Annotated in this window: 12 protein-coding genes; 9 read left to right on the top strand and 3 right to left on the bottom strand. The window is 45.5% G+C overall.

Annotation, left to right across the window (positions count from 1 at the left end; all coding sequences use genetic code 11):
- Positions 1-152: 152 nt before the first annotated feature.
- Together C7475_RS04315 and C7475_RS04310 are read left to right on the top strand one after the other, a co-directional pair.
- On the top strand, positions 153-2,411 hold the full coding sequence (locus C7475_RS04315) for an excinuclease ABC subunit UvrA (RefSeq protein ID WP_233259761.1): 2,259 nt from the start codon (positions 153-155) through the stop codon (positions 2,409-2,411).
- A gap of 78 nt (positions 2,412-2,489) precedes the next feature.
- Positions 2,490-3,065, top strand: a complete 576-nt coding sequence (locus C7475_RS04310; RefSeq protein ID WP_110051460.1) for a hypothetical protein — start codon at positions 2,490-2,492, stop codon at positions 3,063-3,065.
- Positions 3,066-3,103: 38 nt separating this feature from the next.
- Here C7475_RS04310 and C7475_RS04305 read toward each other — a convergent pair whose 3' ends face one another.
- Positions 3,104-3,535, bottom strand: coding sequence for a VOC family protein (locus tag C7475_RS04305; protein ID WP_110051459.1), 432 nt, complete (start codon positions 3,533-3,535; stop codon positions 3,104-3,106).
- 430 nt (positions 3,536-3,965) lie between these two features.
- Here C7475_RS04305 and C7475_RS04300 point away from each other — a divergent pair, with 430 nt between their 5' ends.
- Positions 3,966-7,241 carry an RHS repeat domain-containing protein gene (locus C7475_RS04300; protein WP_110051457.1) on the top strand — a complete coding sequence of 1,092 codons (3,276 nt, stop codon included), beginning with the start codon at positions 3,966-3,968 and terminating at the stop codon, positions 7,239-7,241.
- 125 nt (positions 7,242-7,366) lie between these two features.
- On the opposite strand, the gene C7475_RS04295 is transcribed toward C7475_RS04300, so the two are convergent.
- Complete coding sequence (locus C7475_RS04295; protein ID WP_110051454.1) at positions 7,367-7,729, bottom strand: VOC family protein; 363 nt, start codon at positions 7,727-7,729, stop codon at positions 7,367-7,369.
- A 201-nt stretch (positions 7,730-7,930) separates the two neighbouring features.
- Between C7475_RS04295 and C7475_RS04290 the strand changes: the two genes are divergently transcribed.
- Positions 7,931-9,742 carry a c-type cytochrome gene (locus C7475_RS04290; protein ID WP_110051452.1) on the top strand — a complete coding sequence of 604 codons (1,812 nt, stop codon included), beginning with the start codon at positions 7,931-7,933 and terminating at the stop codon, positions 9,740-9,742.
- A 9-nt stretch (positions 9,743-9,751) separates the two neighbouring features.
- Here the strand turns inward: C7475_RS04290 and C7475_RS04285 are convergent, their stop codons facing one another.
- Complete coding sequence (locus tag C7475_RS04285; RefSeq protein WP_110051449.1) at positions 9,752-11,911, bottom strand: molybdopterin cofactor-binding domain-containing protein; 2,160 nt, start codon at positions 11,909-11,911, stop codon at positions 9,752-9,754.
- Between the two features lie 166 nt (positions 11,912-12,077).
- Here C7475_RS04285 and C7475_RS04280 point away from each other — a divergent pair, with 166 nt between their 5' ends.
- From C7475_RS04280 to C7475_RS04255, 5 genes are all read left to right on the top strand, one after another.
- Positions 12,078-13,106 (top strand): aldo/keto reductase, encoded by a 1,029-nt coding sequence (locus tag C7475_RS04280; RefSeq protein ID WP_110051446.1) that lies wholly within the window; start codon positions 12,078-12,080, stop codon positions 13,104-13,106.
- Positions 13,107-13,143: 37 nt separating this feature from the next.
- Positions 13,144-13,566 (top strand): DUF4440 domain-containing protein, encoded by a 423-nt coding sequence (locus C7475_RS04275; protein ID WP_110051443.1) that lies wholly within the window; start codon positions 13,144-13,146, stop codon positions 13,564-13,566.
- 197 nt (positions 13,567-13,763) lie between these two features.
- A complete protein-coding gene (locus tag C7475_RS04270) occupies positions 13,764-13,961 on the top strand; it encodes a hypothetical protein (RefSeq protein WP_110051440.1) in 198 nt (65 codons plus the stop codon).
- Positions 13,962-14,094: 133 nt separating this feature from the next.
- On the top strand, positions 14,095-14,319 hold the full coding sequence (locus C7475_RS04265; RefSeq protein ID WP_110051438.1) for a DUF2905 domain-containing protein: 225 nt from the start codon (positions 14,095-14,097) through the stop codon (positions 14,317-14,319).
- 223 nt (positions 14,320-14,542) lie between these two features.
- Positions 14,543-15,439, top strand: coding sequence for a DUF6263 family protein (locus C7475_RS04255; protein WP_110051433.1), 897 nt, complete (start codon positions 14,543-14,545; stop codon positions 15,437-15,439).
- Positions 15,440-15,589: the final 150 nt, after the last annotated feature.

The raw sequence follows: 15,589 nt of genomic DNA, 5'->3' as shown, positions 1-15,589 counted from the left end.
GCTATATGATGGACATATAAATCTGCAACATGTTTTCCTGATGAGTAGCACATGGAAAGATTGAATAGAATAACTTCATTTAATCAGAATTTAAATAATACTTTTGCCGACTTTATCCGGAATACCTTCACTTTAATTGTAAACCCAATTCAATGCTTATGGTCCAGGAATACATCGAAATACGTGGTGCGCGGGAAAATAATCTGAAAAATGTAGATGTACGTTTACCCAAGAGGAAGATTAACATATTCACAGGCGTGTCCGGTTCGGGAAAATCCTCTATTGTTTTTGATACCATTGCAAATGAAGCGCAGAGGCAGTTGTATGAAAACTTCAGCATGTTTATCAGGAACCTGCTTCCGCGTTATCCTCAACCCCATGCAGATGCTATCGAAAAATTGAGCATGGCTATTATCGTGGATCAGAAGCGATTGGGCGGCGGCTCCCATTCTACCATGGGTACAGTAACAGATATCTCACCGGTACTGCGCCTGCTTTTCTCAAGGGTAGGAAAGCCCTTTGTGGGATATGCAAATGCATTCTCATTTAACGACCCGCAGGGTATGTGCCTGGAGTGTAATGGATTAGGACAGAAACTGGGATTTGATGGGTCCAAATTTTATGATCCCGATAAGTCACTCAGAGAAGGTGCTTTACAGGTTCCAGGGTTCGCAAGCTGGGAAAAAGAGATGTATGGCAACACCGGTTATTTTGATGTAGATAAGAAACTGCGTGATTATTCAGAGGAAGAGATGAACCTGCTGTTGTACAGCCCTCCCACAAAGTTTAAACTACGGATGGGAGAAGGTTCGATGAATGCGACTTTCATGGGTATCATAGAGAAATTCAACCGTTCCTATATCAAGCGTGATCTTAAGACACTGTCGGAACGTACCCAGAAAATGGTTTCCGCGTACCTGCATTACGGGCCATGCCCTTTATGTAAAGGCGCCCGGTTGAATCAGCAGGTATTGGGCTGTAAAATAGAGGGATATAACATCGCGGAATTATCGGCAATGGAGGTGGAAGAACTGATCCCTTTTCTGCAAACAATAAAGGAACCTGTAGCGCAACCAATGATAGAAACATTGACAGAGCGCCTGCAACACCTGGTTGACATGGGATTGGGATATCTGAGCCTTAACAGGGCTACCGATACATTGTCTGGAGGAGAGTCCCAAAGGGTAAAAATGGTAAAACATCTTGGCAGTAGCCTCATCGATGTACTGTACATTTTTGATGAGCCGAGTGTAGGCTTACACCCGAGGGATGTTTACAGACTTAATTCCCTGCTTACCAAACTAAGGGATAAGGGAAACACGGTGATAGTAGTAGAGCATGACCCTGATGTTATCAGGATCGCAGACCATATTGTGGATGTCGGTCCGATGGCAGGGGCAAAAGGTGGGAATATCATGTATGAAGGTAACCTGGAAGGCTTGCTTGAATCCGATACCCTTACCGGAAAATATATGAACCATGCCTTTACGTTGAAAGAAAACTACCGGAGGGCGACAGGGTATTTATCCGTCAATCATGCCACGGTCAATAATCTGCAAAATATATCCGTTAATATTCCAGCAGGGATATTAACGGTAGTCACAGGAGTGGCTGGCTCCGGTAAAAGCTCTCTTGTGCATCATGCGTTCCTGTCAAAACATCCGGAGGCAATTGTGGTTGACCAATCGGCAGTAGGAACTTCTACAAGATCTAACCCCGCTACTTACACAGGAGTGATGGACCTGATAAGAAAGGCCTTTGCAAAATCGAATAGTGTGGATGCGTCACTGTTCTCTTTTAATTCAAAAGGAGCTTGTGAGAACTGTCAGGGTACAGGCGTTATATACACAGATCTCGCTTTTTTAGAAGGTATAAAGACGCCTTGTGAGGTATGTCAGGGTAAGAGGTATAAAGAAGAAGTGCTTGCTTATAAGTTGAATGGCCGGAACATTTCTGAAGTATTGGAAATGACCGTTAAAGAGGCTAATGATTTCTTCACTATAAAAGAGATCTCGAAGAAACTACAAACGTTGATAGAAGTGGGGCTGGAATATTTGACACTGGGACAGCCACTAAGTACGCTTTCCGGCGGCGAATGCCAGCGTATCAAACTGGCCAGTGAGCTGCATAAGGGAGGGAGTATCTATGTGATGGATGAACCGACTACCGGTCTGCATATGTCTGACACTGGCCGCCTGATCTCTTTGATGGACCGTCTGGTGGATGGTGGAAATACGGTCATTGTGATCGAGCATAATCTGGATGTTATCAAGAATGCTGACTGGATTATAGACATCGGGCCTGAAGGCGGACATAAAGGAGGCCAGATCATGTTTGAAGGAACACCTAAAGACCTGTGTGAGCATCCGGAGTCACATACAGGTTATTACCTGAAACGGGCATTAAGTTGAGGCTGCACCGGGTATAAAAAGCAAATCATTTTACAAGTTCAGAATAGAATATATTGCAGCCCTAACTAATAAAGAATCATGGAGCAAATTGAAAGCCTCATACAGGCCGGAAAAATAGAAGAAGCGATCCGGGAGACGGAAACAAGGCTTAGTGAGCTGCAGCAAACAGATTTCCATCAGATCATTGGAAAAGATCTGTTACACCTGCAATCAGGCCTGGTGAAGTTCCTGAACGAGTTTTATGAGACAATAGAAGTGGATGAACAGTTGGATATCAAGGCTATTTATATTGAAATGAATAGTTTCTCTACGCAATATCAACGCTGGTTCATCCACCTGTTGAGCTATGATTCACAACATAGCATAGAAAATCTTGACTGGCTGAAGGAGTTCACCGGCGAGTCAGAGAGCAGTATGACAATTACAGGTTATGAGCCCCTGCAGGAAGCCAATCAACGTTATATGCAGTCGGAAGGATACCGCGACAATGACCTAAGACAAGCATGTGAGTTACATGAGTATCTCGTGATCCTGCGTTTGCAGGAACTTGTAAAACTGACCGTAACTGCAAGTAAGGGCAAAGCTGCCTGGGCCTCCGTTCCCCTGTTCGTAGCTGCACATGATTTCGAGGACCTGATGTATGTCGCGAAATAATACCGGGTAAGATCTCACTTATACATCAGGCGGTAATGTTAATTTTGGGGAATAGGCTCGTATTGGTAGTTGACTGCCCAGGTGATGCCATATTTGTCTTTCAACTGGCCGAATAATGCACCCCAGGGAGCTTTGTCGAGCGGCATGTCTACCTTGCCTTCAGCACTGAGTGCATCGAATAACTTGCGGGCTTCTGCTTCCGATTGAGCGGAAATGGCCATCGAAAAATCATTTCCTCTTTTAAACTCTCCAAACGAGTCGGGAAAGTCGCTGCCCATAATAACGTTACCGCCTGGAATGGTGAGGGCGACGTGCATTACCAGGTTTTCATCTCCCGGCTTGCAATGTTCCGGCATACTGCTGAACCGCATAATGCCGTTCATAAAATCACCGCCAAAAACGGATCTGTAGAAATTAAAAGCATCCTCACAGGTGCCCTGGAAGTTCAGATAAGGACTTACTATTGCCATTTTTTTAAGTTTTAATGCAGACCGTGAATACTTCTATGTCATAATGGAGTGTGTGGTTTGCAGTACAAATATAAATCTGTTAACGCCAGGCGAGGGGGGCTGAAAAGGGCAAATTACAGGGGAGAATGCGCCAAATTTCCCCCCTGCTGATCCCAGGTTAATCATGAATTGCCTTATTTGCTCAAAAGCCAGTTACTCAATTGTTCATTATTCGTTCATTTTCAGGAACTATTATTTGTCTGCCGGATATTTCCTTATTTCGTCAGGTCAGCATTTACTTGTTAAGCCTGTTGTGAAGAAGTCCTTATACTGAATATGCCGTTTGTAGCCCAAAGAACCACTGGCGTTATCAGCATAGAAGGATAGTTACCCAAATCTGACAACCTTACAGAGGTTCAGTTAATATCCTTTAATACCATAATTCTTTTACATGTCCTGTACTACCACTTTTAAGAGACTGCTATTCCTTTTTGCAGCATTTCATTCATTGCACGTATATGGCCAGCTGGCAAAATTTGACCTTACTGCGCCCACCGCTGTTTATAAACCATCGTCAAATGCTGCTGAAATGGTCCGTATTGCCGATGTACCTGTAAGCGCATACAGTGGTACGCCACGGATTGATTTCCCTCTTTTCACGATCAGGTGTGGGAGCTTGAAACATGCCATTAACCTGAATTATAACGGTGGTGGAGGAATTCCTGTGGAGCAGGAGGGCAATTGGGTAGGTATGGGTTGGGACCTGTCTGTAGGAGGAGCCATCAGCCGCTCCATACTGGGAAAGCCGGACGAGACTTCAGCTACACCCGGATATACAGCTGCTGCTACACAACTGAAAATGCCACTGTGGACAGACGCTAATCCCGCCAACTGGCTTAACACTATTACCACCTGTAATAAGAAGGACATCGGTGAAGGGCGGACTGATATGTCGCCCGACCTATATTATCTCAATTTTGATGGTCAATCGGCTAAACTGTTCTTTGATAAAAATGGCGCGCCGTTCTTTTCTCCTTTTAAAGCCTGGAAAATAAGCGGAAGTGTAGCCAATGGATTCGTTATTACTATTGAAAACGGTACCCGTTATGAGTTCAGGACAATTGAAAGCTCTTCCACCAGCTCAGAAACTTATCCGGGAGATGGTATCAGTATCGTAGCCGGAAAATCTGCCTGGTTCCTGAACAGGATTGTTTCTGCTAATCTGAGAGATACCATCGGCTTTAACTATACACCGGTCACATATACGTTTGAAGACGGACTACCTTCACTGTCGTACTACGATCTCATAGAAGGCCAGTCACATACGCCCTGCGGTCCTAAAGGGAGTTCGATGGACATTCACCGGGAAAGCACAACGATGAACTATCAGACCTTAAATACTTATGTACTCTCGTCTGTTGTATATAATGGCGGGAAGGTGGAGCTGACCATTACGGCCGACAGACAGGATGTTAATTCCGGTAATAAATACAGGGTCAGCGCACTGAATATTTACACGGCGACAGGAACAACATATACCCTGTATAAAAGAGTAAACTTCAACCAGGCTTATACTAACAGCACCGCCGCCAGTCCGATGTTAAAGAGGATGCTGCTATCATCCTTTTTTGAGATCGGTGGGACAGATACATTGAAATACAGGTTTACATACATTTCTCCGGAAGATCTCCCTTCTAAAAGATCCTTTTCGCAGGACCATTGGGGCTATTACAACGGTCAGCATAACAATACGCTCATTCCTGCGTATAATGATGGATTGGGCGTAATGCTTGATGGTGCCAACAGAGAACCCGACAGCGCCAGTATGCAGAAAGGACTGTTGCAAACCATTACCTATCCTACCGGTGGAACAGCTACTTTTGAGTATGAACCGCACAGGTATTCCTATTTCAACAGCACTTACCAGTATTCGCCTACACACAAAGACTCGACAGTCATTATCACCGCCTCCGCCGCCAATACAGTTGGTCTGTCAGCCATACCTGCCAGGGCCGCAGACACACTGGAGTTGGTTATCCCGGATATTCCCGGACAGGTAACTGCTGTAACTTATTTTGTAAAAGGAAGAATAGCCGGTGACGCACTTGCGGAAGTTTCCATTTATGATGAGAACAGGAAGCTGGTGGCGGTAGCAGGCGACTCCCATAATCAGACACTTACATTGACGGGATTCAGCCTTAGCAAGGGACGTAAATATTATTTCATTGCCAGCCGCGATCAGGCTACAGAACAAGCGCGTATCACGGTTACCTATAAGAAATACAACTATTATACGGCGCCTGTTGTATATAGCAAAATGGCAGGCGGCAACAGGATAAAGAGAATCACATTGTATGACGGTATCAGTCACGGTAACGATATTGTGAAGAGATATAAATATATGCTGAATGACAGTATTTCTTCCGGCATACTGCTGGACTATCCGAAGTACGAGGATATATCCTTTACCTCCTATTACTGTAATTCGAGTACCTCTATTGGGGAGCCTGCTACCTATAAACATGGTGACCTGCCGTATTTTACCCGGCATGCTACATCTCTGATTGCACTGGGTCGTACGCAGGGCTCCGTAGTAGGGTATTCTAAAGTGAGTGTGCTGAGTGGCGAATATGCAGAAAACGGAGGAGAGGAGTTTTACTATTCAATTACAGGATTGTACGACGAGGGAGGAAACAGCTATCCTTATGCGCCGAAGGTCAGTAAAGAAGACCTCAGAGGCATATTATTGGGCCATAAAGTATTTAATAATGCAGGAAAAGTGATACGTGCTACCAATAACGAATATAATTATAACAACACGCCGGGAAGCCCTAATTATAAGTGGATATGGGCGGCTAAAGTCGGTATCCGTAAATCTGACTACACGCCTGTTGGAACCTGCCCGGAGACGAGCCACTGGAGTTTCATACCATCGATGTATAAGATCTGTCAGTACTGGCCTGTTCTGAAATCAAAAACCGATAGCTTGTATGATGTTAATGGAAATGTGCAGGTGACCAGAACGAGCTACCAGTACGACGCTGCCAATCTTCAGATGACCAATGAGAACTTCGTTGCCAGTGATCAATCAACGGTATCCACCACGTATAAATATCCAGGCAGTTATGCAGGAGTGGCCGTATATGATAGTATGTGGGCCAGGAATATGGTCAGTGAACGGATCGAAACGATCATCACCCGAAGTAATGTGCAGACTTACCGGGAGAAAAACAATTTCAGCTTTTTCAATGGCTTGATAACGCCATCAGGCAAAGATATCGTGCATGGCGACGGCACACCGGAAAAGCGCCTGGATTATATACGGTATGATGCCGACGGTAACCTGCTGGAACAGGCTAAAACCAATGACGTACATGAAGTATACCTCTGGGGATATAAGAACGAATACCCGGTCGCCAGGGTAGCAGGAAGTACCTATGCGATTGTTGCCGCCTTCGTTAACCAGGCCGTTCTTCAGAACCCGGCCAGCGATCAGGCACTACGCGATGAATTGAATAAGATCAGGACAGGACTGGCAGGCAGCATAGCGCAGGTAATTACCTATACTTATGCTCCACAGATTGGCGTAACCAGTGAGACAGATGCGGCAGGAAGGACAAACTTCTATGAGTATGACAAGCTGGGGAGGCTCATTAGTGTGAAAGATACAGACGGAAAAATTGTCAGGTATATAGGGTATGAATATCAAAAGTCTGGAAACCAATAAAAAAGCTCGATAGCATACGGTTTATTCAGAAAGTATCCTTTCCTGTTTACGGTGCTTTAATGGCGTGAAGCTCCGTAAACAGAGATGGATTTTTTGAGCGGATAACCGGTATGCAACACAGGTCATTAAAGAGACCAAACCGCAAGTTCATAGCCGTCAGGATCCGTAAATTGAAACCGCTTGCCACCTGGAAAGTCAAATATGTCTTTTACTATAATTCCTCCGGCATTGATCACCTTTTGTTTAGTTGCTTCAACATCATCAGAGTAAAGGACTACTAGCACAGTTCCTCTGATAGGTTCTCCGGTGGTGAAACCACCATCAACATAATCGCCCTCGAAAGCGGTATAGTTTGGCCCGTAGTCAGTAAATGACCAGCCAAAGCTGTTGGTATAAAACTCTTTGGCGCGTGCAAGATCCCTGGAGAGGAACTCGATGTATTGTACCTGTTCGTGTTTTAACTTGTTTTGCGGACTGCTGTTTTCCATAGTACGTAATTCGTTTTTGGCGAATTTATGGAATAATAAGCTTTCAGGAACGTACTAATATACACAACAAAGACAGGGGCCTGGCTGTTGTTTTGTTGGACTACTAACTAATTAGATATCTCATATGAAAATAAGGATTCCCTTATATTAGTGTAAACGAGGGAAGCAGCATTTTTTGATTTACATTAAAACGAGAAGAGCATGCACAGGTCCTCCTTTCCTGCTTTTAAATTATTCCGTTCCTATCTCAAATGGGGCTTATTGTGTTGTATAGTTACGGGAATTATACGATGCAAAAACGAAGCACCGCCTCCAGCGTTGCCGCCAGGTGATCCCGACAACGGAGGACTCCTCTTACCTGATAATTTCGAAGCTGTAGTGGTAACCGACAGCGTTGGTCGTGGCAGACACATTGCTGTAAATGACAATGGCGATATCTACGTGAAGCTGGTGTATAATGATCTTATGAAGGGCGCCGGCGGCACCGTTGGTCTTCGTGATGCCGACAACGATGGCAAGGCAGATATCATCGCCTATTTCGGCGGTTATAAAGATGAAGGAGGCTTGCCCGTTGGTATGGTGGTACATAACGGTTATCTCTACACCTCCACGCTCCGGCAGGTGCTCAGAAATAAACTGAAGGCGGGGCAGCTCATTCCCGACAGCAAAACAGAAGTGATCCTGATCGACAAAGATGAGAATGTTGAACGCCACTGGCATACGGCTAAACCAATGGCATTTGATAAGCGAGGTAATATGTACGTTCCGTTTGGAGCTCCTACAGACGCAGCGCAGGACGTGCAGACAAATGGTCCTGGTGGTATGCCAAATGGAAAGGGAGTTGATCCTGCACCGGATCTGAAATGGCATGGAGGAATATGGCGCTTCGACGCTGATAAGGAAGGTCAGACACAACAGGACGGATACAAGTACTCTACCGGTATCCGGAGCGTATTGGGTATAGCATGGAACGATGAAGACGACTGCCTGTATGCTGTAATGAATGGTATAGATAATTTCCATACCAGGTATCCACAGTTATTTACGTCCTGGCAGGCGGCAGTGCTGCCATCAGAGCCATTATTAAAAGTGACCGAAGGTTCTGATTTCGGATGGCCTTATGCCTATTTTGACCATATGCAGGGCAAGAACATACTACAGCCGGGATATGGCGGAGATGGGAAGATAATAGGCCGCGCGGCCAAATTTGATGTACCGGTAATGGGGTTCCCCGGGCATTGGGCGCCTATGGAGCTGTTGTTTTATCGTGGTAACCAGTTTCCCGATCGCTATAAAAAGGGGGTATTCATCGCTTTCCATGGATCTACTGACCGGTCGCCTTATCCCCAGGCAGGTTATATCGTTTGTTTCGTGCCGTTTGATAAAGGAAAACCCACCGGCAAATGGGAAGTATTCGCAGACGGTTTTACGGGCGTAGACACGGTCGTAAATACCAGCGATGCCCTATACAGGCCAATGGGATTGGCGGAAGGTCCGGATGGTTCCTTGTATATCTCAGAATCGAATAAAGGCAAGATATGGAGGGTGATGTATAAGGGGGATAAAACCAGGTTCGGCGACGCCCAATTAACCCGTATGGAAGCCCGTAAGTCGCGCACTTATATCAAGACACCGGACGAAATAGCAGATAACCTGGGCAAAGGCGGAGCAATGCACGGGCATATGTTATACAATGCTTATTGCGCTAACTGTCACCAGAGTGATGGAATGGGGGATAATAACCGTTATCCGCCTTTGCGTGGCTCTGAATGGTTGGGAGGAAACAAGGAACGGTTTATTAGTATTGTGCTGAATGGTTTGCAGGGAGAAATCAAAGTGAAGGGCAAAACCTACAATGGTGTAATGCCTGCGCACAGAGATGCGCTCGACGATCATGCCGTTGCTTCCATTCTCACCTTTGTCAGCCAGTATCTGAATAAGGAGGATAAAACATTTACGCTGGAAGAAGTAAATAAGGTACGGAAAGCTACTGAGAAAAAAAGCGCCCCATGAGCTGCCAGGCTATAAAAGCTTTTCCGGTGATATCGGCAGGTCACGCACACGTATACCGGTTGCATGGTAGACGGCATTGGCAATAGCTGCACCTGCAGGCCCTTGTACAGCTTCGCCTGCCCCCAGAGGTTCTTCTGTCGGACGATCTATTAGAGCTACTTCTACTGCCGGCGCCTGGTTCATAGTCATTACCGGATAAGAGATCCAGTCCAGGCTTCTGATCTGTGTGTCGTACTTTACCTGTTCCCGCAGCGTCCAGCTGGCAGCTTGCACCATACCTCCTTCTGTCTGGTTTTTGATGCCGTCAGGATTAATGATCTCTCCTGCATCAATAACCGCCCACATCTTCTGTACTGTTACCTCGCCATTGTTTACCTGCACCTGGGCAGCTACCGCAGCATAGGCTGCGCTGTTCTTGTACCGGGCAAAAGCAATACCAATGGCATTGCCATTACTGCCGGTTTTCACAGGGGCCATAGACCGGAGCTTTTCCAATACTGCAATGGCGCGTTTATCTTCCAGGTGCATAAGCCGGAATGTGTAAGCGTCCTTTCCGGCAACCACCGCCAGTTCTTCCATGAAAGATTCAACAGCGAAGATGTTGGCGAAAGCGCCCAGGCTCCGAAGTGCTGATACACGTAGCGGACCAGTGAAGGAGTGTGCTTTTATATCTACATTAGGGAAATTGTAATAAGGCTCTGAGTTGCGGGACGCCCCTCCGCTGTAAGTGGAACGGCTTGCAGGAAATGGCTTTTCCAGATAGCTGGCAGGTAATAAATTTGCTGCTTTGCCACCAGGACGGGTGCTATGGGTATCTGACCATAAGGCATATTGCCAGTGACTGATCTTTCCAGTGCCGTCCAATACCGCTGCCGCATCCATCATCATGGCACTGCCATATGGTTCCCAGCCATGTTCTTCCTGCCTTGACCACTGTAGGCGTATGTGCTTGCCCGGTAGCTGCATTGCAAGCAGCGCGGCTTCAGCTGCTACGTCGTCTGCGCCATTGTGGCCAAAGCATCCGGCACCGGGAACACCCTTAATATGAATACGCTCCGCCGGCAGCTGTAACAGATCTTTCAGCGATTCCCTCAACGGATATACCCCCTGACTGTGTGTCCAGATATGCAACTGCTGATCTTCATACAACGCTACCGCACAAGACGGACCAGTGGCGCCGTGCATGATATATGGCTTGAAATAGCTGGCGCGTAGGGTAGGTTCACCGCTGAAGATATTTCCCTTATTCTCCACGCTCTGCGAATTTACAGGCAACTTTCGGAGATAGACAGCAAGGTTGTTACCACCTTCAAGTGGGTTTACCGACGACCATTTTGCATTTTCAGACAATACCTTTTGTGCCTGTATGGACTGGTATTCGTTTTTAGTAATAACAGCCAGGAAACTTCCGTTAACAACGATCTTTTGTAATCCAGGTACCTTCGACCTTACAGATGACTCATTGAAACTTTCCAGTTTCGCATCATAAACAGGAGGGCGTACAATGCGCGCATGCAGCATATCCGGAAAGCGCAGGTCATGCACAAACACAGGCGCTCCGCTTACCATGTCGGAAAGGTCTTCCCGGTGAACGGACCTGCCGGAAATATGATAGTCTTGTTTTGCTTTCAGCGGTAGCGGCATTTTTATCTCACCGCTTAGTTTCTTACCGTCCAGTAATTCGTTAAATGTAAGTATGCGGTCCTTTGACTTGATCCTGCCATCGGACATTTGCAGTTCTGCCACAGGTACATTTAACCGGCTGGCTGCCAGTTGTAACAGCTGTTGCCTTGCAGCCGCAGCGGCATACCGTACAGACATTGCGCTTGTCTCAATGGAAGCGCTGCCGGCAGTATAAGATTCATTGGGTGTTACGCCGGTCTCGGCCAGTGAAACAGTCACTTTATGAATATCAAGGTCCAGCTCTTCTGCTGCTACCTGTGCAATGGCAATACGGATTCCCTGACCCAGTTCTATTTTACCGGTAAATACGCGTACATTGCCATTGGCGAGTACTTCCAGCCAGGCGTCGATATTCGGATATCTTTTAAGTGAACCTGGTAATTCCTGCAGCGGCAACGCGGAAGTTGTCGTGTAGAGGGCGCCGAGTGAAAATCCTATAGTCAGGCAGCCGGTTGTTTTCAGGAAGTCTCTTCTGGACTGTTCCATGGTGAATGGGTTTTATAGCGGCTTTCAATGTAATTAAAAATAAAAAATAAACGTGCAACGGCAAAGCTTAATCTTATCATATTGCTATTTCAGTGAGAGGGTCTTACATTAGCCGCTCGTTAATGTTAACGGACTAAGCATCCTCTTATATTTTAAAACCCACATAATGAAGTACACGCAACTTGGTAATACAGGTCTTATTGTTTCCAGGCTTTCCTTCGGCGCTATGACATTCGGTAATGATCCATCTCTGACAGCTATCTATAAAGTTACGCAAGAGGACGCGCAAACCATGGTAGATAAAGCCCTGGAAGCCGGCATTAACTTTTTTGACACTGCAGACGGCTATTCAGGTGGTCAGTCGGAAATGATGCTTGGCAAAGCACTGGGTAAACGCAGACAGGAAGTGGTGATTGCGACTAAGGTAGGCTTCCGGACAGGACAACCCATTACACAGGCCGGGCTTTCCCGCCGCCATATCATATATTCCTGTGAGCAGAGCCTGAAACGGTTAAATACTGATTATATAGACCTGTATATCGTGCATAAGGAAGACCCTTATACACCATTGGAAGAAACGCTCGAAACACTCAATACGCTGGTACAGGCCGGTAAAGTAAGATATGTAGGCTTTTCTAACTGGACTGTCTGGAAAGCGGCGCTGGCCTGGCAGATGCAGAAGGAGAGAGGCTGGGCGCCTTTCTGTAATGGTCAGTTATATTATTCCCTGGTAGGACGTGATGTAGAACATGACATTGTTCCCTTTATGCAGCATGCTGGCATAGGTATGACCATCTGGAGCCCTTTGGCGGGTGGTTTTCTGAGTGGAAAGTATACGCGGGAAAGTCTGAAAGACCAGGATAACCGCCTCTCCGGTTTTGACGTTATTCCTTTTGATAAAGAAATGGGCTTCAGAGTGGTGGATGTCATGAAAGAAATAGCCGCTGCACATAATGCTTCTCCGGCGCAGGTAGCTTTGGCATGGCTGCTCAGCAAACCGGTTGTGTCCAGTATCACTATAGGCGCCAGCAAAATTCGTCAGCTGGAAGATAATCTGAATGCGGTGAATGTAACATTAAGCGATACAGAGCTTAAAACACTGGATGATATTACCCGGCCTGCACCTTTATACCCGCACTGGTTTGTACAAAATCTCGCTGATGCGCAGCACAGGGAAGTCCTGGGAGTAAAATGATATAGATCTTATCTTTTCACTGATAATACTTAAAATCATGAAATATTGCATCACGCTCATCTGTCTGTTGCTGTCAATCACAACTTTCGGCCAATCAAAAGATGAAAAAGCTATACTTGCTGTAATGCGGGAAGAGGAGAGGGTATGGAATGCGGGAGATATTGAGGCTTATGTAAACTTGTATGCTCCGTCCGACTCTACACGCATGATTTACAGCACTGGCGCAGTTTACGGAAAGGACAGCATACTGGCTTTTTATAAAAAGTACTGGCCTAAAGAAAGAATGGGACAGTTAACGTTGGATGGTGCGCGATTGGAAAGGTTATCAAAAAGATATTATTATGTATCAGGCTTTTTTCATGTGAAAAGCCCTGACGGCAAAATGATCAACGGAAGGTTCTCCGGTTTGATGAAGAAGATCAGGGGGAAGTGGTATTTATATACCGACCATTCGGGATAAATACTATCCGGGAGGTCGTGAGGCCTCCCGGATAGTACTGTAACAGCAGATAGACGAAGCGTATATATTTGCAAGTTGTCTCAATAACGGACTGGCACTCAGCACCTGTTTTGTCTACACATTTACCCCTTAAGTCTACTTTCCAATATTTTGCTTACTCATGGTTGATAGCTTTGTATTGAAGCAAACATATCATCATGAAAGCATCTACCGAAAGAAAGATCATCCGCTGGTTGCATATTCTGCTGAGTATTCCCATTCTCGGATACATTTATGGCCCGGTGTCTGACATTCCCGCAGCAACTAATGCCGTTCGTTTTGTTTTCCTTCCCATTGTGGTACTCAGTGGCTTTTGGATGTGGAAACGGCACTGGTTCAGAAGAAAGTTAAGATAGCAGGAAATGGTGATTTATGAGGTAGGACACTGGGTATCTGACTACGTCGGACACAAAGGATCGGAAGAGAAAATTAGACTAAATTTGGAAGGTCAGGTGTATTGGCTGACGGATAGCATATTAAAGAAAGACTATGGAACGTGTTGGTAAAATGATAGTGATCATTGGGATACTGATAGTTGTTGCGGGGATCATTATATGGTTCCTGGGCGATAAGCTGCGGTTTCTGGGGCGTCTTCCGGGAGATATCAGAATCGAAAAGGAAAATTACCAGGTCTACATCCCCATCACAACAATGCTCCTGGTCAGTGCAGTGCTTACACTGATTATGTGGTTACTCCAGCGATTTGGCCGGTAATGGTTTTCACAAAACCTTAATCTACAACAAGAAACCGGAGGATGAATTCATCCGATCCAAAATATACCCGTGACAATTTTATGGTGCTGACGTCTGAAGATGAGCGGGTTACAAGAAGCCGCAATATTATTACTACATTAAAATTAGAGGTAGCTACAGGCCCCCGTTTAATTTATATGATCAAATTGATATATTTGTTACTTAAACCAATAGCATTATACCTATGATCAAAAAGAGTGCTGTCCTGTTGATGAGCCTTATCTTCTTCTCAATCATTTCATCCGGGCAGGTAAAGAGGACAATCAATCCGGTATTGAATCCGGGAGAACAATACATTTTCAAGAACACCACCATTTCCGACATTCATGAAGATGGTGTACGTGCCATCAATCAAAATTATTCAACCAGCTGGTTCCTCCGCGTAATAGGAAAGACCGCGGAAGGTAAGCTAATGGTAAAGGCCACTTATCTGAAAATCAATCAGAAAAATGAACACCTGTTTACACACGATATTACAGGGTTCAACTCGGACGATTTCAAGGAATTTGTTGTAAAAAGCACGAGCGGCGAATTACATGAACAGAATGACCGCTTGCGTAAATTAAACGAAGGAATACTGGGTAAGTCGTTTAATGTATATTTTAATGCAGACTGGCGGGTGGATAAAGTAACAGGTGTAGATACACTGGTCAGCATCGCTTTGGATGGTATGGGAGAAGAAGACCCGGCTGTTATACAGAGTTATGGAAAAACAGTACGCAGCACAATAAACAATGAGGAGATCGCAAAGATTTTTGACGGAGCATTCTCTTACGTTCCTGAAGAAGAAATAGGTATAGGTGATAAATGGAACAAAGATGAAAACCATCATGTGGGCCCATTGAGAGCAGAATATGTAGTGAAGTCCGAGGAAGGTAATGAGATGGAGATTGCAGTATCTTCTGCTGCCGTTGTTAACAACGAGATCCAGGCGTCCTATTCGAGGAAAGGAACCATCACGGTAGATATTAAAACAGGCTTGTTGGTGAAGTCTTCTGTGAAAGATGACATGAAGCCCAGGGCGGGAAATATCACCAGGTTAGTCATCAGAACGGTGAAGAACGAGTTCCAGAAAAAGTAAAGAAATAACTATCCCTATATAATATTACTAAGAGAGAGAACGGCGGTCATCCTTCCAGGATGGCCGCCGTTCTTATTTGTGGTATGCCGATCAAACATTAAACGGAATATTTGGCAACAGAACACAGGTGAGTAGATTTAGATTTTCGGG

This window comes from Chitinophaga sp. S165 (genome assembly GCF_003182155.1).
Taxonomy (GTDB): domain Bacteria; phylum Bacteroidota; class Bacteroidia; order Chitinophagales; family Chitinophagaceae; genus Chitinophaga.
Note: the sequence above shows the minus strand (reverse complement) of the source record. Positions and strands in the feature narration are given on the sequence as shown.

What these genes read in the sequence shown, in the direction of transcription:
- C7475_RS04315 (WP_233259761.1), top strand. Translation starts at nt 153, where the DNA reads ATGCTTATGGTCCAGGAATACATCGAAATACGTGGTGCGCGGGAAAAT.
- C7475_RS04310 (WP_110051460.1), top strand. Translation starts at nt 2,490, where the DNA reads ATGGAGCAAATTGAAAGCCTCATACAGGCCGGAAAAATAGAAGAAGCG.
- C7475_RS04305 (WP_110051459.1), bottom strand. Translation starts at nt 3,535, where the DNA reads ATGGCAATAGTAAGTCCTTATCTGAACTTCCAGGGCACCTGTGAGGAT.
- C7475_RS04300 (WP_110051457.1), top strand. Translation starts at nt 3,966, where the DNA reads ATGTCCTGTACTACCACTTTTAAGAGACTGCTATTCCTTTTTGCAGCA.
- C7475_RS04295 (WP_110051454.1), bottom strand. Translation starts at nt 7,729, where the DNA reads ATGGAAAACAGCAGTCCGCAAAACAAGTTAAAACACGAACAGGTACAA.
- C7475_RS04290 (WP_110051452.1), top strand. Translation starts at nt 7,931, where the DNA reads ATGCACAGGTCCTCCTTTCCTGCTTTTAAATTATTCCGTTCCTATCTC.
- C7475_RS04285 (WP_110051449.1), bottom strand. Translation starts at nt 11,911, where the DNA reads ATGGAACAGTCCAGAAGAGACTTCCTGAAAACAACCGGCTGCCTGACT.
- C7475_RS04280 (WP_110051446.1), top strand. Translation starts at nt 12,078, where the DNA reads ATGAAGTACACGCAACTTGGTAATACAGGTCTTATTGTTTCCAGGCTT.
- C7475_RS04275 (WP_110051443.1), top strand. Translation starts at nt 13,144, where the DNA reads ATGAAATATTGCATCACGCTCATCTGTCTGTTGCTGTCAATCACAACT.
- C7475_RS04270 (WP_110051440.1), top strand. Translation starts at nt 13,764, where the DNA reads ATGAAAGCATCTACCGAAAGAAAGATCATCCGCTGGTTGCATATTCTG.
- C7475_RS04265 (WP_110051438.1), top strand. Translation starts at nt 14,095, where the DNA reads ATGGAACGTGTTGGTAAAATGATAGTGATCATTGGGATACTGATAGTT.
- C7475_RS04255 (WP_110051433.1), top strand. Translation starts at nt 14,543, where the DNA reads ATGATCAAAAAGAGTGCTGTCCTGTTGATGAGCCTTATCTTCTTCTCA.